The organism is Microbacterium sorbitolivorans, from assembly GCF_003327285.1.
Lineage (GTDB): Bacteria > Actinomycetota > Actinomycetes > Actinomycetales > Microbacteriaceae > Microbacterium > Microbacterium sorbitolivorans.
Genome location: NZ_KZ848474.1, coordinates 215,501 through 232,424, shown reverse-complemented (window position 1 = coordinate 232,424; position 16,924 = coordinate 215,501). Strand labels below are relative to the sequence as shown.

At 66.3% G+C, this 16,924-nt stretch carries 18 protein-coding genes and 1 pseudogene; 13 read left to right on the top strand and 6 right to left on the bottom strand.

The window, feature by feature from the left end; translation table 11 throughout:
* The first annotated feature begins 52 nt into the window (after positions 1-52).
* The 5 genes from DTO57_RS06770 (at position 53) to DTO57_RS14360 (ending at position 5,059) form a co-directional block, all read left to right on the top strand.
* Entirely contained in the window at positions 53-994 is a 942-nt protein-coding gene (locus DTO57_RS06770) for a carbohydrate ABC transporter permease (protein WP_187346606.1), read from the top strand.
* Entirely contained in the window at positions 991-1,866 is an 876-nt protein-coding gene (locus DTO57_RS06765) for a carbohydrate ABC transporter permease (protein WP_114117470.1), read from the top strand. Before DTO57_RS06770 ends, DTO57_RS06765 begins: the two co-directional genes overlap by 4 nt.
* A gap of 40 nt (positions 1,867-1,906) precedes the next feature.
* A complete protein-coding gene (locus DTO57_RS06760) occupies positions 1,907-4,015 on the top strand; it encodes a beta-galactosidase (protein ID WP_114117469.1) in 2,109 nt (702 codons plus the stop codon).
* 15 nt (positions 4,016-4,030) lie between these two features.
* Positions 4,031-4,732: a gluconokinase gene (locus DTO57_RS06755; RefSeq protein WP_114117468.1), complete on the top strand. Its 702-nt coding sequence runs from the start codon at positions 4,031-4,033 to the stop codon at positions 4,730-4,732.
* Between the two features lie 177 nt (positions 4,733-4,909).
* Positions 4,910-5,059 carry a hypothetical protein gene (locus tag DTO57_RS14360; RefSeq protein ID WP_162785691.1) on the top strand — a complete coding sequence of 50 codons (150 nt, stop codon included), beginning with the start codon at positions 4,910-4,912 and terminating at the stop codon, positions 5,057-5,059.
* A 119-nt stretch (positions 5,060-5,178) separates the two neighbouring features.
* Here DTO57_RS14360 and pnuC read toward each other — a convergent pair whose 3' ends face one another.
* The gene (gene pnuC, locus DTO57_RS06750; protein ID WP_114117467.1) at positions 5,179-5,886 is read right to left on the bottom strand and encodes a nicotinamide riboside transporter PnuC; all 708 of its coding nucleotides are present in this window, start codon (positions 5,884-5,886) and stop codon (positions 5,179-5,181) included.
* Positions 5,887-6,189: 303 nt separating this feature from the next.
* On the opposite strand from pnuC, the gene DTO57_RS06745 reads away from it, so the two are divergent.
* The 5 genes from DTO57_RS06745 to DTO57_RS06725 are packed head-to-tail and all read left to right on the top strand — an operon-like array spanning position 6,190 to position 11,688.
* The gene (locus DTO57_RS06745) at positions 6,190-6,399 is read left to right on the top strand and encodes a heavy-metal-associated domain-containing protein (protein WP_114117466.1); all 210 of its coding nucleotides are present in this window, start codon (positions 6,190-6,192) and stop codon (positions 6,397-6,399) included.
* Positions 6,399-6,899, top strand: coding sequence for a hypothetical protein (locus tag DTO57_RS06740; RefSeq protein WP_114117465.1), 501 nt, complete (start codon positions 6,399-6,401; stop codon positions 6,897-6,899). The genes DTO57_RS06745 and DTO57_RS06740 overlap by 1 nt, the downstream gene beginning before the upstream one ends.
* 31 nt (positions 6,900-6,930) lie before the next feature.
* The gene (locus tag DTO57_RS06735) at positions 6,931-9,192 is read left to right on the top strand and encodes a heavy metal translocating P-type ATPase (protein ID WP_114117464.1); all 2,262 of its coding nucleotides are present in this window, start codon (positions 6,931-6,933) and stop codon (positions 9,190-9,192) included.
* Positions 9,193-9,225: 33 nt separating this feature from the next.
* Complete coding sequence (locus DTO57_RS06730) at positions 9,226-11,370, top strand: heavy metal translocating P-type ATPase (protein ID WP_114117463.1); 2,145 nt, start codon at positions 9,226-9,228, stop codon at positions 11,368-11,370.
* A gap of 15 nt (positions 11,371-11,385) precedes the next feature.
* The gene (locus DTO57_RS06725; protein ID WP_114117462.1) at positions 11,386-11,688 is read left to right on the top strand and encodes a metal-sensitive transcriptional regulator; all 303 of its coding nucleotides are present in this window, start codon (positions 11,386-11,388) and stop codon (positions 11,686-11,688) included.
* 32 nt (positions 11,689-11,720) lie between these two features.
* Here DTO57_RS06725 and DTO57_RS06720 read toward each other — a convergent pair whose 3' ends face one another.
* From DTO57_RS06720 to DTO57_RS06710, 3 genes are all read right to left on the bottom strand, one after another.
* Complete coding sequence (locus DTO57_RS06720) at positions 11,721-12,311, bottom strand: DUF305 domain-containing protein (protein ID WP_114117461.1); 591 nt, start codon at positions 12,309-12,311, stop codon at positions 11,721-11,723.
* Between the two features lie 82 nt (positions 12,312-12,393).
* On the bottom strand, positions 12,394-12,813 hold the full coding sequence (locus DTO57_RS06715; RefSeq protein WP_162785690.1) for a DUF6153 family protein: 420 nt from the start codon (positions 12,811-12,813) through the stop codon (positions 12,394-12,396).
* 47 nt (positions 12,814-12,860) lie between these two features.
* The gene (locus DTO57_RS06710; protein ID WP_114117459.1) at positions 12,861-13,802 is read right to left on the bottom strand and encodes a cation diffusion facilitator family transporter; all 942 of its coding nucleotides are present in this window, start codon (positions 13,800-13,802) and stop codon (positions 12,861-12,863) included.
* 72 nt (positions 13,803-13,874) lie between these two features.
* Here DTO57_RS06710 and DTO57_RS06705 point away from each other — a divergent pair, with 72 nt between their 5' ends.
* Positions 13,875-14,483 carry a TetR/AcrR family transcriptional regulator C-terminal domain-containing protein gene (locus DTO57_RS06705; protein ID WP_162785689.1) on the top strand — a complete coding sequence of 203 codons (609 nt, stop codon included), beginning with the start codon at positions 13,875-13,877 and terminating at the stop codon, positions 14,481-14,483.
* Between the two features lie 61 nt (positions 14,484-14,544).
* Here DTO57_RS06705 and DTO57_RS06700 read toward each other — a convergent pair.
* Positions 14,545-14,688, bottom strand: a pseudogene (locus DTO57_RS06700) (Fe-Mn family superoxide dismutase); the annotation flags it as partial.
* On the opposite strand from DTO57_RS06700, the gene soxR reads away from it, so the two are divergent.
* Positions 14,687-15,103 carry a redox-sensitive transcriptional activator SoxR gene (gene soxR / locus DTO57_RS06695; RefSeq protein ID WP_114117851.1) on the top strand — a complete coding sequence of 139 codons (417 nt, stop codon included), beginning with the start codon at positions 14,687-14,689 and terminating at the stop codon, positions 15,101-15,103. The pseudogene DTO57_RS06700 and the gene soxR overlap by 2 nt on opposite strands.
* Before the next feature lie 5 nt (positions 15,104-15,108).
* Here soxR and DTO57_RS06690 read toward each other — a convergent pair whose 3' ends face one another.
* Positions 15,109-15,873, bottom strand: coding sequence for a GntR family transcriptional regulator (locus DTO57_RS06690; RefSeq protein WP_114117457.1), 765 nt, complete (start codon positions 15,871-15,873; stop codon positions 15,109-15,111).
* Between the two features lie 96 nt (positions 15,874-15,969).
* Here DTO57_RS06690 and iolC point away from each other — a divergent pair, with 96 nt between their 5' ends.
* Complete coding sequence (gene iolC / locus DTO57_RS06685) at positions 15,970-16,923, top strand: 5-dehydro-2-deoxygluconokinase (RefSeq protein ID WP_114117456.1); 954 nt, start codon at positions 15,970-15,972, stop codon at positions 16,921-16,923.
* Position 16,924 lies beyond the last annotated feature (1 nt).

Below are 16,924 nucleotides of genomic sequence, written 5' to 3'. Positions count from 1 at the left end.
GGGACAGCCCCCGCCCGCCCTGTTGCTTGCTTAATCCGAGATGAGACCAGAGATGACTATCACCGATACACCAACGAGGTCCGCGCCCGCGGACGCTCGACGACGACGCACCTCGTTCTGGCGTCGCAACGGAGCAGCCTACATTCTTGCCGGCCCGTTCTACCTGCTGTTCCTGCTGATGCTCGTTGTACCACTGGGGTATGCCGGATACTTGTCGGCCTTCACCGACCCACTTGTGGGAGGTATCGAGTTTGTCGGCTTCGGCAATTTCGTCCGTGCACTTACCGACCCACTGTTCCTTGGTGGCGTCGGGCGAATGTTCTGGTTCCTCGTCATTCAGGTGCCGATCATGCTCGCGCTGTCCCTCTTCTGCGCGCTCGCACTTGACTCAGGCCGGCTTAGGTTTCCCCGATTCGCTCGACTCATGATCTTTGTTCCCTACGCCGTCCCGGGCGTGGTTGCTGCTCTGATGTGGGGGTACCTGTACGGGCCCGAGTTCGGCCCGCTGGCGCAGATTTCCAAGTTCTTCGGTGCGCCGGTGATCCCGTTCCTTTCCGGCGATTTGATGCTGTATTCGATCATGAACATCGTGACCTGGGGGTACGTCGGTTACAACATGATCGTCATGTACTCGGCGTTGACCGCTATCCCCGCCGAGCTCTATGAAGCCGCGAAGATGGATGGTGCTAGCCAGTGGCGAATTGCTTGGTCCATCAAGATTCCGAGCATCCGCCCCGCGATTCTGATCACTGTCATCTTCTCGGTGATCGGAACGTTCCAGCTTTTCAATGAGCCAAACCTCCTGCGGACGATCGCACCGAACGTCATTGGGAGCTCTTACACGCCGAACCTGTACGCCTACGACCTCGCGTTTGTCAGCCAGGACGTGAACTATGCCGCAGCGGTAGCGTTCCTGCTCGGAATCGTCACCATGGCAATCTCCGCCGTCACGCAGCTGCGATCACGTCGGAACACCAAGGAGGCCGCAGAATGAGCGCTGGCTACGCAATCAAACCGGAGAAGGCGAAGCCCAAGAGCTTCTCGCTGACCGTTGTCATCCTGCTTCTGGTGGGCTACTTTCTTCTCCCGCTTATCTGGCTGCTCATCGCGTCCACGAAGTCGAACGCGGACCTGTTCACGACGTTCGGGTTCGCCTTCGGTGACTTCAACCTCTGGCAGAACATCATGGACGTCGTTGGCTACGACAACGGGCGGTTTCTGACCTGGGCTCGCAACTCCCTCTTCTACTCAGGGTCGGCGGCGTTTGGCGCAACGATGTTGGCCACGGCCGCGGGGTATGCTCTCGCGAAGTACGACTTCCCTGGCAAGAAGTTCATGTTCGCATCGGTGCTCGCCGCGGTGATGGTTCCCACTACCGCTCTCGCGATTCCTACCTACTTCCTCTTCGCGCAGGTGGGTCTCACCAACACCCCCTGGGCCGTGATCTTGCCATCCATGATCAGCCCCTTCGGGTTGTACCTGATGAGGGTCTACGCCCAGCAGGCCGTGCCCACCGAGCTGATCGAAGCGGGCCGCATCGATGGCGCCTCTGACCTTCGGGTGTTCTTCTCGCTAGGTCTTCGGCTGCTGGTGCCCGGCGCAGTAACCGTGTTCCTGTTCACGCTCGTCGCGACCTGGAACAACTACCTGCTGCCACTGATCATGCTCAACTCACCGGACCTGTTCCCGCTGACTGTAGGACTCGCGCAGTGGCAATCAGCAGCTGCAGGCGGGACAACAGGGGAATCGTTGTTCTCGATCGTCATCACCGGTTCGATGCTGTCGGTCATGCCCCTCATCGCCATCTTCCTGTACCTCCAGCGCTTCTGGCAGTCAGGGCTGGGGGTGGGCGGTGTGAAGGGATGATCCCGACCTGCTCTCCGTCCTCGCTGAATGAAAGAAGTGTATGAACTCGTTCGTAAATCGTCAACAGACCGTTCATTTCGGGGCAGCTTACTACCCCGAATATCATCGGACGGATCGCCTCGACACCGACCTCGATCTGATGGTGGAGGCAGGATTCACGGTGATCCGTGTCGGAGAATCGGTCTGGTCGACCTGGGAGCCCGAGGAGGGCGTGTTCAACTTGGACTGGCTACGACCGGTTCTTGACGGTGCGCACGCGCGCGGAATCTCCGTCGTCGTTGGAACGCCGACCTACGCTGTGCCTATGTGGCTCGCACGCCGGTACCCGGAGATCGCGGGCGAGCGCCGTGACGGGCAGACCATCCCGTGGGGTGCTCGGCAGGAGGCCGATTACAGCCACGCGGCGTACCGCTTCTATGCGGACCGGATCGTGCAGAAAGTGGTGGCTGCCTACCGCGACCATCCTGCCGTGATTGGCTTCCAGCTTGATAACGAGCCGGGGCTGGAGTTCTTCCACGGGCACGCCGTGTTCGAATCGTTCAAAGACTGGCTAAGGCGCAAGTACGGCACCGTCGATCGCATCAACGACGAGTGGGGCCTCACCTACTGGTCGCACCGGCTTGCGACCTGGGACGACCTGTGGCATCCCCGAGGCAACGCCCAACCTCAGTACGCCCTCGACTGGCGCCGTTTTCAAGCCGAGATCGTCGACGACTTCATTCGCTCTCAGGTGGCCATAGCGCACCGCCTGAAGCGGGACGACCAGTTCGCCATGACCTGCGTGGCATTGGACAGGCCGGTATCCAATGAACGCAGTCTCGCCAGCGAGCTCGAGGTGATGACGGTCAACATCTACTACACGATGCAAGCCGGACTCGCCGTTCCACGCCTCGTCGGCGATGCCCCTGCCAGTTGGATCACCAACGGGGCCGGCGACCTCATCTTCACCGCCGACCGTGCATTCGCGGCCCGCGAAGAGCCGTTCTACATCACCGAGACGAATGCAGGAGCAGCCGGAAGATCCGCAATGAACTATCCGGCATTCGACGGGCAATGGCGTCAAGCAGCATGGGCGCTCATCGGACGCGGCGCGTCCATGATCGAATACTGGCACTGGCACTCCACCCAAGACGGAACCGAAACCTTCTGGCTGGGCGTTCTCCCACACGATCTCACCCCGGGTCGCGCCTACACCGAGATCGCGCAGATCGGCGCAGAGCTACGGCGTGCCGGCGACCGGGTCGTAGGCCTCGAACCCCTCTCCGACGTCGACTTCCTTTACTCGGTCCCCTCAAAATGGGGTATGGCCTCGGCCCCCCCTCACCTCGACAAGCCGGTGCTCGGAGAACTCCAACACGACGAGCACGCCTACCACCGCTTCTTCACCCCCTTCTACATTGGCGCCTTCCAGGCTGGCCTGCAGCCGCGCATTGTGCACGACACTGCGCTCGTTGGCTCGGACGGTTCATGGTTGAGGGAGCCCGCCGAGGAAGCCAAGAAGCGGCCCATCCTGGTCGTCCCAGCGCTCTACATCGCTGACGACAGCATGTTGGATTGGCTCGCCGCCTATGTCGAGGCTGGAGGCCACCTCGTGCTGGGGCCGAGAACTGGGTACGCAGACGCCACAGCTCGTGCCCGAACCGAGGTCAAGCCTGCACGCCTGGCGAAGGTCGCCGGCGTTTCATACCAAGAGTTCTCGAACCTGCCAACGGCCATGACGGTCATGGAGGATGGCAATGCCGTCGGTGCAGCGACGACCTGGACTGACCTTGTTGTGGCGAACGAGGCCCGCACAGTCCTTCGCTACAGCGACCCGATGTGGGCGCGGTGGAGTGTGCTCACCGAAGCCGACCACGGCAAGGGAAAAGTAACCGTGATGGCTGCGCTCCCTGACGACGAGTTGGCAAGAGCCCTATTCTCGCGGTTTACGAGAAGCGCCTGGGGAAATGCCGAGAGCGTCACGGCTACACGCGCGCTCAACCGCCACCAAGAAGAGATCGTCATCCTCCACAACTGGTCATCCAGCGTAGTTCGCACAACAGTTCCCGTTGACGTGGAAGACGTCCTTACCGGCGACACGCTCGCGGCAGGAGTGAGCCTAGAGATGACTGCCTGGGATGTTCGCGTGTTCGCAGTAGTTTCGCCCTAACGCGGTGCTACGACGATGAGGCTGCCAGAAGGAGACAAGCTGCGTGCTGATGTCCCATCAGCACGCAGCTCAATTCTGGTTGTGGTGATGGGGGTGTCTGCGGCAGGCAAGTCCAGTGTGGCGGCTGCGCTAGCTAAGATGCTCGCGATTCCGTGGGTTGACGCGGACGATCTCCATCCGATGGAGAACACAGCGAAAATGGCTGCCGGCCACCCCCTCACCGACGAAGACCGCGGGCCCTGGCTCGTGACGGTCGGAACCCGGCTTGCCGCCTCTCACGACGTCGGCGGTGTGGTTGTCGCATGCTCTGCCCTTCGTCGCGCCTACCGCGACTTGATCCGCGCACGTGCGCCGGAGACAGTTTTCATTCATCTCACAGGACCGCATCAGCTTCTCGCTGAACGCGCGCAGCGTCGCACGGGGCATTTCATGCCGCCAGCGCTACTGGAATCACAACTCGCGGCACTCGAGCCGCTCGACAGCGATGAAACGGGAACGGCCCGTGCAAGTGGAGGCTTCTGTGCCTCAACTTGCACGGGCCGCAGAAAGATGGGTCTCGGGGCAAATGACCGGGTTCTAGGATGTGAGAGATGCATCGTGGCCCCGCATGGCCCGCTGATGACGTCACATCGACGCCGCGCCGGCGGCAGCCACACGAGCGATCAGGAAAGTGTCACGGCAAGGGAGCGGTGGAGCGCGACGCACGGTCTCAATTGAGTGACATTCGATGTCATCTCGGCCCGTTTCCGACAGTGGTGCTACTGAGCAACAGCGACGGCATGTGGTCGCCGCCAGCCGGGAGGCCAAGGCCCTCGGCAAGCCCTGGTTCGAGCTGCGGCCGCACACCGCACGGCTCGGGCTGACGTCGCTATGCTCCAACTACGAGTTGTACGGATGAGCCAGCGCGCCATGGGCGTGCTGGCTCGAGATGGGCCTGCCGTCTGCGTCGGTGTCGCAGAAACCCGAGTGCTGGCCAAGCTCGCGAACAAGAGTGCCAAGCAGATCGACGCTTTCGGCTGCGTGCGAGGCGCGGACAAGCCATGAGTCTCATGAAGGAATCCGCCATTTCTCGTGGAACCCTGAAGCTGAAACCGCTGCCAACTACCGTAAACTCCCGGGACTCTTCGCCATCTCGAGCGGGAACCTACAGAGGAGTAGGGCGCTCAGCGCTCCGGCGGGTGCAGGGTCGGATCCGGCAGTGTCGTGTCCACGCGCGGTTTCGCGTGCGACTGGGCGCGGCACCAGACGACGAATCCGATCGCCGTGAACGCCCCGTAGAAGACGTACATCAGGCCCGTCGCGTAGTAGCCCGAGCTGAAGAGCAGGGGCACGCCGACGACGTCGACGGCGATCCAGATGAGCCAGAACTCCGTCCAGCCCTTCGCCATCCCGTAGGTGGCGAGCATGGATCCGACGAACGTCCACGCGTCCGCCCAGACCGGCTCCCAGGATCCGAGGGCCCGGAACGCCGGCGTGAGCGCGATCGTGCCGACGATGAGCACGGCGACGAGACCGATCCGGGTCGGGTTGGATGCCCAGCGCGGCGTTACCTGCCCTCCGGAGTCGGACGCGCGGCGCCAGCGCATCCAGCCGTACACGGCGACAGTGATGAACATGACCTGGCGCCCGGCCTGGCCGAGCAGCGCGGGGAGCGAGTGCGTCGGATCCAGGATCGACGCCAAGAACACCGTTAGCAGCAGGACGTTGCCGATGATGCCGACGGGCCACGCCCAGATGCGGCGGCGCATGCCGCCCAGCGCGCTCGCGAGACCGAAGGCGTTGCCGACGACCTCGCGCACGAGCAGCGTCTGCCCGGCGGGTAGCACCCAGTGCGCGTTGAAGGCTTCGGCGAGCCAGTTCAGAGCGTCCATTGGATCCAGTTTCGCAGTCGCGCGCCCGCCCGCGGAATTCGATGACGGATCCTTACCGCGGGGCGGCTTGCGCCGCCCGGCGCCCGCGAGATCTCACTCTTTTCGCGAGATCTCACTGAATTCGATGCGATCTCGCGAAAAGAGTGAGATCTCGTAGTGGTGGGCTCACCAAAGGGTGCGATCTCGCGGGGTGGAGTGGCCCCGCGAGATTAATGTCATCAGCTTGGAATACCCTAGGGGGGTAGGGGCGTTATCGTGAGTGATGTCCCGATCGGGAGCGTCACGAAGACGGAAGGAACCATCATGGCCACCAGCGAATACCAGGTCACCGGCATGACGTGCGGACACTGTGAGATGTCCATCCGTGAAGAGGTCTCCCAGATCCCCGGTGTCGACGAGATTCAGGTGAGCGCCCAGACCGGCAAGCTCGTCGTGTCGTCGGCGAACCCCCTCGATGACGCCGCCGTTCTGGCCGCAGTCGACGAGGCAGGCTACTCGGCGGTGCGGGCCTGATGAACGCCGCAGGACGACTCGGCCTCTATGGTGTCGGGGTCGTCGTCGCATTCGGCGCGGCCTTCGGCATCGGCGCGGCCGTCGTGCCCGAGAGCGCCGTCGCCGACTGGACCGAAGCGGCGGCCTCCGGCCACGAAGACATGGACATGGCTCCGGAGCTCGAGCTGGATCCGACGAGCACGAGCGAAGTCGACGGCTTCACAGTCGCCCTCGACGGCGAGCTGATCGCGGGGGAGAGCAGCGAGTTCGCCGCCTCCTTCGCCCGCGGCGGGGATCCGGTGACGGATCTTGAGTCGAACCTCGGCACCGCCGGACGGCTGGTTGCGCTGCGCGACGGCAACGTCGTCGACGTGCGCGCTGAAGGCGACACCGCCGGTCCCGACATCACGTTCGCGGCCGAGGCCCCCACGGCCGGCCGCTACCTGCTCTACCTCGACTTCCAGGTCGACGGGCAGGTTCACACCGCTTCGTTTGTCGTCGATGCCGGGTATGGTCACTGACCACCCATCGATCTGAGAGAAGAAGGAACACATGAGCACCACAGCTTCCGCGGATTCCGCGGTCGAGCTCGAGATCGGTGGCATGACCTGCGCGTCCTGCGCGATGCGCATCGAGAAGAAGCTCAACAAGCTTGACGGCGTCGAGGCCTCGGTCAACTACGCCACCGAAAAGGCGAAGGTCACCGTGCCTGCCGGCTATGATCCGGCGATGCTGATCGCGGAGGTCGAGAAGACCGGTTACACGGCCGCGCTCCCCGCCCCGAAGAAGACCGAAACCGGATCCGCTGAAGAAAGCGACGCGGATCCGGAACTCACCAGCCTGCGCAACCGCCTGATCGTCTCGATCGTGCTGAGCGTGCCGGTCATCGCCCTCGCGATGATCCCGGCGCTGCAGTTCACGTACTGGCAGTGGGCGTCGCTTGCGCTCGCCGCGCCCGTGATCGTGTGGGCGGCGTGGCCCTTCCACAAGGCCGCGTGGACGAACCTCAAGCACGGCGCGGCCACGATGGACACACTCATCTCGATGGGCACCACGGCCGCGTTCCTCTGGTCGCTGTACGCGCTGTTCTTTGGAACCGCGGGCACGCCGGGCATGACGCACGCGTTCGAGCTGACGCTCGCGCCGTCCGACGGCGCCGCGAACATCTACCTCGAGGTCGCGGCGGGCGTGACCATGTTCATCCTCGCCGGCCGCTACTTCGAGAAGCGATCCAAGCGCCAGGCGGGAGCGGCGCTGCGCGCGCTGCTCGAGCTCGGTGCGAAGGAGGTTGCGGTTCTGCGGAACGGCGTCGAGACCAAGATCTCGATTGACGAGCTGCAGGTCGGCGATGAGTTCGTCGTCCGCCCCGGCGAGAAGATCGCGACCGACGGCGTCGTGGTGTCGGGCACCTCCGCGGTCGACGCCTCGATGCTGACGGGCGAATCGGTGCCGGTCGAGGTGGCAGAGGGCGACGCCGTCACGGGCGCGACGGTCAACGCGGGCGGGCGACTCGTCGTCCGCGCAACCCGCGTCGGATCCGACACGCAACTCGCGCAGATGGCGAAGCTCGTCGAGGACGCCCAGACGGGCAAGGCCGAGGTTCAGCGCCTCGCCGACAAGATCTCCGGCGTCTTCGTGCCGATCGCGATCCTCATCGCCGTCATCGCGCTCGGCGCGTGGTGGGGCGCGGGCTTCCCGATCTCGGCCGCCTTCACGGCCGCCGTCGCGGTGCTCGTGATCGCCTGCCCCTGCGCCCTGGGTCTTGCGACCCCGACCGCGCTGCTGGTCGGCACGGGTCGCGGTGCCCAGATGGGCATCCTCATCAAGGGGCCCGAGGTGCTCGAGTCGACCCGCAAGGTCGACACCGTCGTGCTCGACAAGACCGGCACCGTCACGAGCGGCAAGATGGCGCTCGTCGACGTCGTGACCGAGCCCGGCGTCGACCGCGCCGAGCTGCTGCGCCTCGCGGGTGCGCTGGAGGACGCCTCCGAGCACCCCATCGCCCAGGCGATCGCCAAGGGCGCGACGCAGGAGGCCGGCGCGCTGCCGGCCGTCGAGGGCTTCACGAACCTCGAGGGTAAGGGCGTGCAGGGCGTCGTCGATGGGCGCGCGCTCATCGTCGGCCGCGAGTCGCTCCTCGCCGAGTGGTCGCAGCAGCTGAGCCCCGAGGTCGTGGCCGCGAAGGCGAAGGCCGAGGGCGAGGGTAAGACGGTCGTCGCGGTCGGCTGGGACGGATCCGCGCGCGGCATCCTCGTCGTCGCCGACACCGTGAAGCCGACGAGCAGGGAGGCCATCTCCCAGCTCAAGGCCCTCGGCCTGACGCCCGTGCTCCTCACGGGCGACAATGAGGCGGTCGCCCGCCAGATTGCCGCCGAGGTCGGCATCGATCAGGTGATCGCCGAGGTCATGCCGAAGGACAAGGTCGAGGTCGTCACCCGCCTCCAGAGCGAGGGCAAGGTCGTCGCGATGGTCGGCGACGGCGTCAACGACGCCCCCGCGCTCGCGCAGGCCGACCTGGGCCTCGCGATGGGCACCGGAACCGACGTCGCGATCGAGGCATCCGACATCACGCTGGTGCGCGGCGACCTCCGCAGCGCGGCCGACGCGATCCGGCTCTCGCGCAAGACCCTGGGCACGATCAAGACCAACCTGTTCTGGGCCTTCGCCTACAACACGGCCGCTATCCCGATCGCGGCCCTCGGCCTCCTTAACCCGATGCTCGCGGGCGCCGCCATGGCGTTCTCCAGCGTGTTCGTCGTGGGCAACAGCCTGCGCCTGCGCGGATTCAAGAGCATCGCGCGCACCACTCGCTAGTACGAACCGCACGATGTAGAGGGAAGTGAACCGATGTCCGACCCGCACGCAGGTCACGCATCGCACGATGCTCACGCCGGCCATGACATGCACGCAGGCCACGAGGGCCACGAGATGCACATGGCCCACGATGCGCACGACGCGCACGACATGCATTCCGGGCATGACATGCATGCGGGCCACGGTGGGCATGCCGGTCACGGCGATCACGTCGGCCAGTTCCGTCGCCTGTTCTGGATCAACCTGATCATTGCCCTGCCCGTCGTGGCGTTCTCGCCGATGTTCGCGATGATCCTTGGCTACGAGGTCCCGGGCTGGGGCACGTGGATCGCGGCGGCCCTCGGAACGGTCATGTACGTCTGGGGCGGGTGGCCATTCCTGACCGGGGCGGTCAGCGAGCTCCGCACCCGCAAGCCCGGCATGATGTTGCTCATCGGCCTCGCAATCACGGTGGCGTTCTTCGCCTCGTGGGGTGCGACGGTCGGTCTCTTGAGCCACGAGCTCGAGTTCTGGTGGGAGCTCGCGCTACTGATCGTGATCATGCTGCTCGGCCACTGGGTCGAGATGCGTTCGCTCGCGCAGACGAGTTCGGCGCTCGATACCCTCGCAGCGCTCCTGCCCGATGAGGCAGAGCGAGTCGACGGCGGCCAGATCGTCAAGGTCTCGCTCGCCGAGCTGCGGGTCGGCGACGTCGTCGTGGTTCGCCCCGGAGGAAGGGTTCCCGCCGACGGCCGGATCATCGATGGCACCGCAAACATGGACGAGTCGATGGTCACGGGCGAATCCCGCACCGTGGAGCGCGGGATCGACGACCACGTCACCGCCGGAACCGTCGCCACAGACTCGGGCCTGCGCGTCGAGGTTACCGCGACGGGCGACGAGACCACCCTCGCGGGGATCCAGCGGCTCGTCACCGAGGCGCAGAATTCGTCGTCGCGCGCGCAGCGGATCGCCGACCGTGCGGCAGCCCTCCTCTTCTGGTTCGCGATCGTCGCGGCCGCCATCACGGCGGTTGTCTGGACGATTGTGGGCAGCCCCGACGACGCCGTCATCCGCACGATCACGGTGTTTGTCATCGCCTGCCCCCATGCCCTCGGCCTGGCGATTCCGCTCGTCGTGTCGATCGCGACCGAGCGCGCGGCCCGCGGCGGCGTGCTCGTGAAGGATCGCCTCGCGCTCGAGAGCATGCGCACCGTCGACACCGTGCTGTTCGACAAGACCGGAACCCTCACGAAGGGCGAGCCCACCGTGACCTCGGTCGAGCCGGTCGGCGCCCTGGATGCGGACACCGTGCTCGCGCTCGCGGCGGCGGCCGAGGCCGACAGCGAGCACCCGCTCGCCAAGGCCATCGTGCGCGCCGCGCAGGATAAGGGGCTCTCGCTCCCGCGGGCCACCGGATTCACCTCGTCGCCCGCCGTGGGCGTGACCGGGACGGTCGACGGCGCGGAGATCCGCGTCGGTGGGCCCCGCCTGCTCGAGGAGGTCGGTGCCCGCGAGGTCGATCACGCCGACGCGTGGCGCGCCGAGGGAGCGATCATCCTCCACGTCGTGAAGGATGGCGCCGTTATCGGTGGCCTGAAGCTCGCCGACGAGGTCCGCCCCGAGTCGCGCGAGGCCATCGAGGCGCTCCACCGGCTCGGCGTGCAGGTGGTCATGATCACGGGTGACGCCGAGGCCGTCGCGCAGTCGGTCGGCGCCGAGCTGGGCGTCGACCGTATTTACGCCCAGGTTCGGCCGGAAGACAAGTCGAGCAAGGTCGCGGAGCTCCAGAAGGAGGGCCGCAAGGTGGCGATGGTCGGCGACGGCGTGAACGATGCGCCCGCGCTGGCGCAGGCCGACGTGGGCATCGCGATCGGCGCCGGAACCGACGTCGCGATCGCCTCCGCGGGCGTGATCCTGGCGAGCTCGGATCCGCGATCCGTGCTGTCGGTGATCCAGCTCTCACGAGCTGCTTACCGGAAGATGAAGCAGAATCTGTGGTGGGCCGCGGGATACAACCTGATCTCCGTGCCGCTCGCCGCCGGCGTGCTGGCGCCGATCGGCTTCGTCCTCCCCATGTCTGTCGGCGCGATCCTCATGTCGCTCTCGACCGTCGTGGTTGCCCTCAACGCGCAGCTGCTGCGCCGCATCGACCTCACGCCAGAAGCAAGCACCCGCGCTGCTCTGCAACAACGCTGAATAAAGGAACCGGACATGACTGACGCGACGCATGCCCACCATGGCTACATCACCGATAAAGACAAATACCTCAACCGCCTCAAGCGCATCGAGGGGCAGGCCCGTGGCATCTCGAAGATGGTCGACGACGAGAAGTACTGCATCGACATCCTCACCCAGATCAGCGCCCTGACGAGCGCGCTGCAGGCGGTCGCGCTCGGTCTGCTCGACGACCACCTCAAGCACTGCGTTCTCGACGCGGCGCGCATGGGCGGCGACGAGGCCGAGGTGAAGATTAAGGAAGCCAGCGACGCGATCGCCCGCCTCGTTCGTTCCTGACGAGGAGCGGGCGGGCGATCCGCCGCGGGCGGTTACAGCTGGCCCAGCAGGTCTTCCATGACGGTGATCTCCGCTGACTGCGTGTCGACGACCGCCTGAGCGAGCTCCTTCGCCTCGGCGTTCTGGCCGTCGGCCAGCTCGGTCTCGGCCATGTCGATCGCCCCGGTGTGGTGCTCGATCATCTGCGTGAGGAACATTCGGGAGGCCTCGGCCGCCGACGCATCCTCCAGCGCCGACATGTCGTCGTCCGACATCATGCCGCTGCCGTGATCCATGCCGGCCATTCCCGAGTCGTCGGAGGCGACGCCCCAGTCGTCGAGCCAGCCCTGCATCATGTCGATCTCCGGCTGCTGGGCATCCTTGATCTGCTGCGCGAGATCGAGCACGCGCTGGTCGACGCCCTCCTTCGTGATGACCATGTCGCTCATCTCGACGGCCTGGGCGTGGTGCGGGATCATCATCGTCGCGAACATCGAGTCGGCGGCGTTGAAGTCGGCCGCCGGCGCGCTGATGTTCTGGCTCGACTCAGGCGTCGATCCTTCGGCGTCGCTGCAGCCAGCGAGGAGCAGTGTGGCGGCCAGCGGGATCGCGACGAGCGCGGTTGCGCGGAACGAGTTCTTCATTGTGCATCAGTCTTTCTAGTGGTGTGAGTAGACGCCCCGTAGGGCATTGCCAATACCCCCGCGAGGAGCGGGGTCGGTGAGCTCACGTTCGACTGATGGAGAGTTCCTCGAGCGATGGGGGCCTGCGGGGCGCGGTGCGCACGGCGAACGGGGCGAGAAGCCACGCGCCGACGGTTGCTCGCGGCACCCGATAGGCGAAGCCCGGCGCCAAGAAGACGAGCGCGGTGAGGAGGAGTGCCAGCGCACACATCGTCATGATCGTGTGATGGTCGGCGCCCGGAGTACACGACGTGCACGAGTCGTCCGTCGCTTGCGCCGCCGGTGCCTGCTCACTGTGATGCCCCGCGATGGTGGCCGATGCCGCGGACTCGGGATGAACTGGAGGCGAAGCCAGCGTGTGCATTCCCATGAGGCCGACGATGAGTGCGGCGGCGAAAAACACCGCGAGCGGCCACCGCGCCATGCGCGGAAGCCGCTCTCGCAGTGTTGGTAGGCCCATCATCGTCCCCAGCCTACCCGCAAATACCTTACCCCTGCAGGGTATGCACGTTATTCGTGGCGCACGGCCGCGGGCTCATCCTCGGTGAGATGGGCCGTCTCGACCTGGAAGGTCGAGTGGTGGATTGACACGGGGAAGTGCTCGGCGACACACTCGCGCACCTCGTGTAGGACGTCGGCGGCGTGGCCATCGGTGAAGCACTCGTCCTTGACGACGATGTGCGCGGTAAGGGTGGGGAGCCCCGTCGCCACTGTTGACGCGTGCAGGTCGTGTACGTCGGTCACATGCTCGAGGTCGAGGATGTGCTGGCGCACGTCGTCGAGGTCGAGCCCCGCCGGGGTGAACTCCATGAGCACGCGCGTGGTGTCGCGCAGCAGGATGAACGCGCGCGGCACGATGAGGGCGGCGATGAGCAGGCCCGCGATGGCGTCGGCCTGCTGGAAGCCTGTCGTCGAGATGACGATCGCCGCCGCGATGACGCCGAGCGAACCGAGCGCGTCGTTGATGACCTCGAGGAAGGCGGCGCGCATATTGAAGTTCGCGCCGCGGCTCGACGAGAGGATGGCGATCGCGACGACGTTCGCGGCGAGGCCGATGATGCCGAAGACGAGCAACTCGCTCGCCGCGACCTCCGGCGGAGCGAAGAGGCGGCGCACGGCCTCGACCGCGGCGTAGGTTCCCACGCCCAGTAGGAGCGTCGCCTGGCCGAGCGCGGCGATGACCTCGATGCGGCGGAAGCCCCACGTGCGCTTCGGGTTCGCGGGCCGGAGCATGAGCGTCGCCGCGATGAGGGCGACGAGCAGCCCTGACGCGTCGGCAATCGCGTGGGCGGTGTCGGTCAGCAGCGCGAGGCTGCCCGTGATGACGGAGCCGATCGCCTGCGCCACGACGATCGTCGCGGTGAGGCCGAACGTGATCCACAGCCGCGCCCGGTGATCGCCGGGTGCCCCGGCCGCGGCCGCCGACGGCCCGTGGTTGTGTCCCACTCCCATGGATCCTCCTTGGTCAGTGACCAACCGTACTACACTCTTGGTCAGTGACCAATAGCGCGAGAGAAGAAGCCCGTGGCTGACAGAATTTCCCGCCGAGACGTCGTCCGCGAGGCGATGACGTTGCTCGATGGTGACGGTGTCGACGCTGTCACCCTGCGCGGCGTCGCGCGTCGCCTCGGCGTGCACCTCAATTCGGTGTCGCTGCAGGTGGGCAGCAAGGCTCGGCTGCTCGATCTGATGGCCGACGCGATCCTCGGCGAGCTCTCCTTCGACGACCTGCCGGCGGATCCGATCGAGCGGATCAAGGCGATCTTTCGCCGCTACCGCCGCGTGCTCCTCGACCACCGCGACGGTGCGCACCTCGTCTCGGGCACGCGGGTTTCCGAGACGAATACGCTGAGGCTCGGAAATGCGGTCATCGCGGCGCTCCTCGATGCAGGCGTCGACGCCGAGCTCGCGGTCACGACGTTCTGGGGCCTGAATTACTTCGTCGTGGGGCTCGTGCACGAAGAGCAGACGCTCCCCGATGACGGCGCCCAGCGCTTCGAGCAGGAGCTCGAGGCGCACTCGTTCCCCGCGCTGGAGACCGTGCGAGACCTCTTCCTCGGCGACGACGCCGAGGCCCGGCTCGAGTTTGGAATGGATGCGCTCCTCCACAGGGCGCGTCACCAGGGCGACTAGGCGGGCGCCGACGTCGTGGCGCCCGCCTAGTCGAGTCGCGGAGCTTACGGCTTAATCAGCCCCAGGCGAGCACGGCCCAGCCGGATCCCTGCACGCCGAGCGCCGTTGCGGTGAAGTGCGCCTTGAGCTTGTCGAACGAGCCGAACGCGTCATCGAGGGCCGCGGCCAGCTCGCCCTCGGGGGCGCCGCCGCCGGTCGGCGAGATGAGCCGCCGCACCGGCGTCGCGGCATCCGCCCTGCGGTTCTACGAGGAGATGGGGCTCATCGCCTCGGTGCGCACGAGCGGCAATCAGCGGCGCTATCCGCGCCACATGTTGCGCCGCGTCTCGCTCGTGATCGTCGCGAAGCGCGTGGGGATCCCGCTCGCCGACGTGCAGGAGGCGTTCGCGTCGGTGCCGCTCGACACGACGCCGACGCACGAGGATTGGCAGCGTGCGTCGCGGCAGTGGAAGAAAGAGCTCGAGGCGCGCCGTCAGGCGATCGAGCGGCTCGAGCACGAGCTCGTCGGCTGCATCGGGTGCGGCTGCCTGTCGATGAAGGCCTGCCGGCTGTTGAACCCCGACGACGCGCTCGGGCAGGAGGGCGCGGGGCCGCGCAGGCTCGGGCCGCTGGCCGACTGAGCGCCCTACTTCGCGACGAGCGTCGTCTCGAAGCTGTACATGTCGGGACGGTAGCAGTGCACGCCGAACTCGAACGCGCGGCCCGAGTCGTCGAACGCGGTGCGCTCGACCGTAAGCACGGGGCCGCCCTCGTCGATCTCGAGCAGGGTGCTCTCGTCGTTCTCGGCGCTGCGCGCGCCGATCTTCTGCTTGGCGACGCGGATCGTCACGCCTCGCGTGCGGAGCACCTGGTAGAGGCCCTGGGTCTCGAGCTGCTCGACGGTGATGTCGGCGAACTCGCCGGGGAGGAAGTTTTCGAGCACCGCCACGGGGGTGCCGTCGGTCGAGCGCTGGCGGCGCAGGTAGACGACGTCGGATCCGGCCGCGACGCCAAGGTGCGCGGCGACCTCGTCGCTCGCCGGCACGATCTCGTGGGTGAGCACGCGGGTGCTCGGCGTGTGGTGGGTGTTCGCGAGGTCGTCGTAGAGGCTCGTGAGCTCGACCTGGCGGGTCACGACCTGGCCCTGCACCACCTGGGTGCCGATGCCGCGGCGCCGCACAAGCAGGCCCTTGTCGACGAGCTCCTGGATCGCGCGCCGGATCGTCGGGCGCGAGAGGCCGAGCTTCTGGGCGATCGCGATCTCGTTCTCGAGGCGCGCACCGGCGGGGATCGTCCCGGCCTTGATCGCGCGCTCGAGCCTGGTCGATACCTGGTAGTACAGCGGGACGGGTCCGGTGCGCTCGAGGTCGGCGAAGAGCTCCGCCGGCCAGTAGGTCTCGTCTCCGGCCATGATCCCCCGATTCTTATACACAGTCTGTGTGGCGCCAATGTTACAGAGCCTTCTTGAAAACCAGAGCAAAACATCCGTATGTGTTATTGTTAGGACATGATGAAGAGCTCGACTCCTGAGGTGCTCGCCCTAGGTCGACTGGGCGTTGACCTCTATCCGCTCCAAGACGGTGTTGGGCTCGAAGACGTCTCGACGTTCGGCAAATACCTCGGCGGCAGCGCCGCCAACGTGACGGTCGCTGCGGCACGGCACGGTCACAGCGCGGGCCTCGTCTCGCGCGTAGGTAACGACCCGTTCGGCCGCTACCTGCTGCGCGAGCTCGAGCGCCTCGGCGTCTCGACCGGGGGAGTGGCGACCGACCCGACGCTCAAGACGCCCATCACGTTCTGCGAGATCTTCCCGCCCGACGACTTCCCGCTCTACTTCTACCGCGAGCCCAAGGCCCCCGACATGAACATCGATGCGGCGCAGCTCGACCTCGACGCGGTGCGCGGGGCCGACCTGCTCTGGCTCACCGTCACGGGCCTCAGCCAGGATCCGAGCCGCTCGGCGCACCACGTGGCCCTCGAGGCCCGCGCCCGCCGCGCGCACACGGTGCTCGACCTCGACTACCGCCCCATGTTCTGGGAGTCGGCGGAGGCCGCCTCTGCCCAGGTCGCGCCGATCCTCGAGCAGGTCACGGTCGTGGTCGGTAACCGCGAGGAGTGCGAGGTCGCGGTCGGCGAGACCGACCCGCACCGTGCCGCCGACGCCCTGCTCGAGCGCGGCGTCGAGCTCGCGATCGTGAAGCAGGGCCCGAAGGGCGTGCTCGCAAAGACCCGCGACGAGGAGATTGAGGTCGCGCCCATTGAAGTCGACGTCGTCAACGGCCTCGGCGCTGGCGACGCCTTTGGCGGCGCGCTGTGCCATGGGATCCTGTCGGGCTGGGGCATCGAACGCACCATCTCGTTCGCGAACGCCGCCGGCGCGATCGTCGCGTCGCGCCGCGAGTGCTCGACCGCGATGCCGACGAGCGTCGAGGTCGACCGAGCCCTCGGATTGGACGTGTGAG

Coding starts and splice junctions, on each gene's coding strand:
- DTO57_RS06770 (WP_187346606.1), top strand. CDS start 53: ATGACTATCACCGATACACCAACGAGGTCCGCGCCCGCGGACGCTCGA.
- DTO57_RS06765 (WP_114117470.1), top strand. CDS start 991: ATGAGCGCTGGCTACGCAATCAAACCGGAGAAGGCGAAGCCCAAGAGC.
- DTO57_RS06760 (WP_114117469.1), top strand. CDS start 1,907: ATGAACTCGTTCGTAAATCGTCAACAGACCGTTCATTTCGGGGCAGCT.
- DTO57_RS06755 (WP_114117468.1), top strand. CDS start 4,031: ATGAGGCTGCCAGAAGGAGACAAGCTGCGTGCTGATGTCCCATCAGCA.
- DTO57_RS14360 (WP_162785691.1), top strand. CDS start 4,910: ATGAGCCAGCGCGCCATGGGCGTGCTGGCTCGAGATGGGCCTGCCGTC.
- pnuC (WP_114117467.1), bottom strand. CDS start 5,886: ATGGACGCTCTGAACTGGCTCGCCGAAGCCTTCAACGCGCACTGGGTG.
- DTO57_RS06745 (WP_114117466.1), top strand. CDS start 6,190: ATGGCCACCAGCGAATACCAGGTCACCGGCATGACGTGCGGACACTGT.
- DTO57_RS06740 (WP_114117465.1), top strand. CDS start 6,399: ATGAACGCCGCAGGACGACTCGGCCTCTATGGTGTCGGGGTCGTCGTC.
- DTO57_RS06735 (WP_114117464.1), top strand. CDS start 6,931: ATGAGCACCACAGCTTCCGCGGATTCCGCGGTCGAGCTCGAGATCGGT.
- DTO57_RS06730 (WP_114117463.1), top strand. CDS start 9,226: ATGTCCGACCCGCACGCAGGTCACGCATCGCACGATGCTCACGCCGGC.
- DTO57_RS06725 (WP_114117462.1), top strand. CDS start 11,386: ATGACTGACGCGACGCATGCCCACCATGGCTACATCACCGATAAAGAC.
- DTO57_RS06720 (WP_114117461.1), bottom strand. CDS start 12,311: ATGAAGAACTCGTTCCGCGCAACCGCGCTCGTCGCGATCCCGCTGGCC.
- DTO57_RS06715 (WP_162785690.1), bottom strand. CDS start 12,813: ATGATGGGCCTACCAACACTGCGAGAGCGGCTTCCGCGCATGGCGCGG.
- DTO57_RS06710 (WP_114117459.1), bottom strand. CDS start 13,802: ATGGGAGTGGGACACAACCACGGGCCGTCGGCGGCCGCGGCCGGGGCA.
- soxR (WP_114117851.1), top strand. CDS start 14,687: ATGAGCCGCCGCACCGGCGTCGCGGCATCCGCCCTGCGGTTCTACGAG.
- DTO57_RS06690 (WP_114117457.1), bottom strand. CDS start 15,873: ATGGCCGGAGACGAGACCTACTGGCCGGCGGAGCTCTTCGCCGACCTC.
- iolC (WP_114117456.1), top strand. CDS start 15,970: ATGATGAAGAGCTCGACTCCTGAGGTGCTCGCCCTAGGTCGACTGGGC.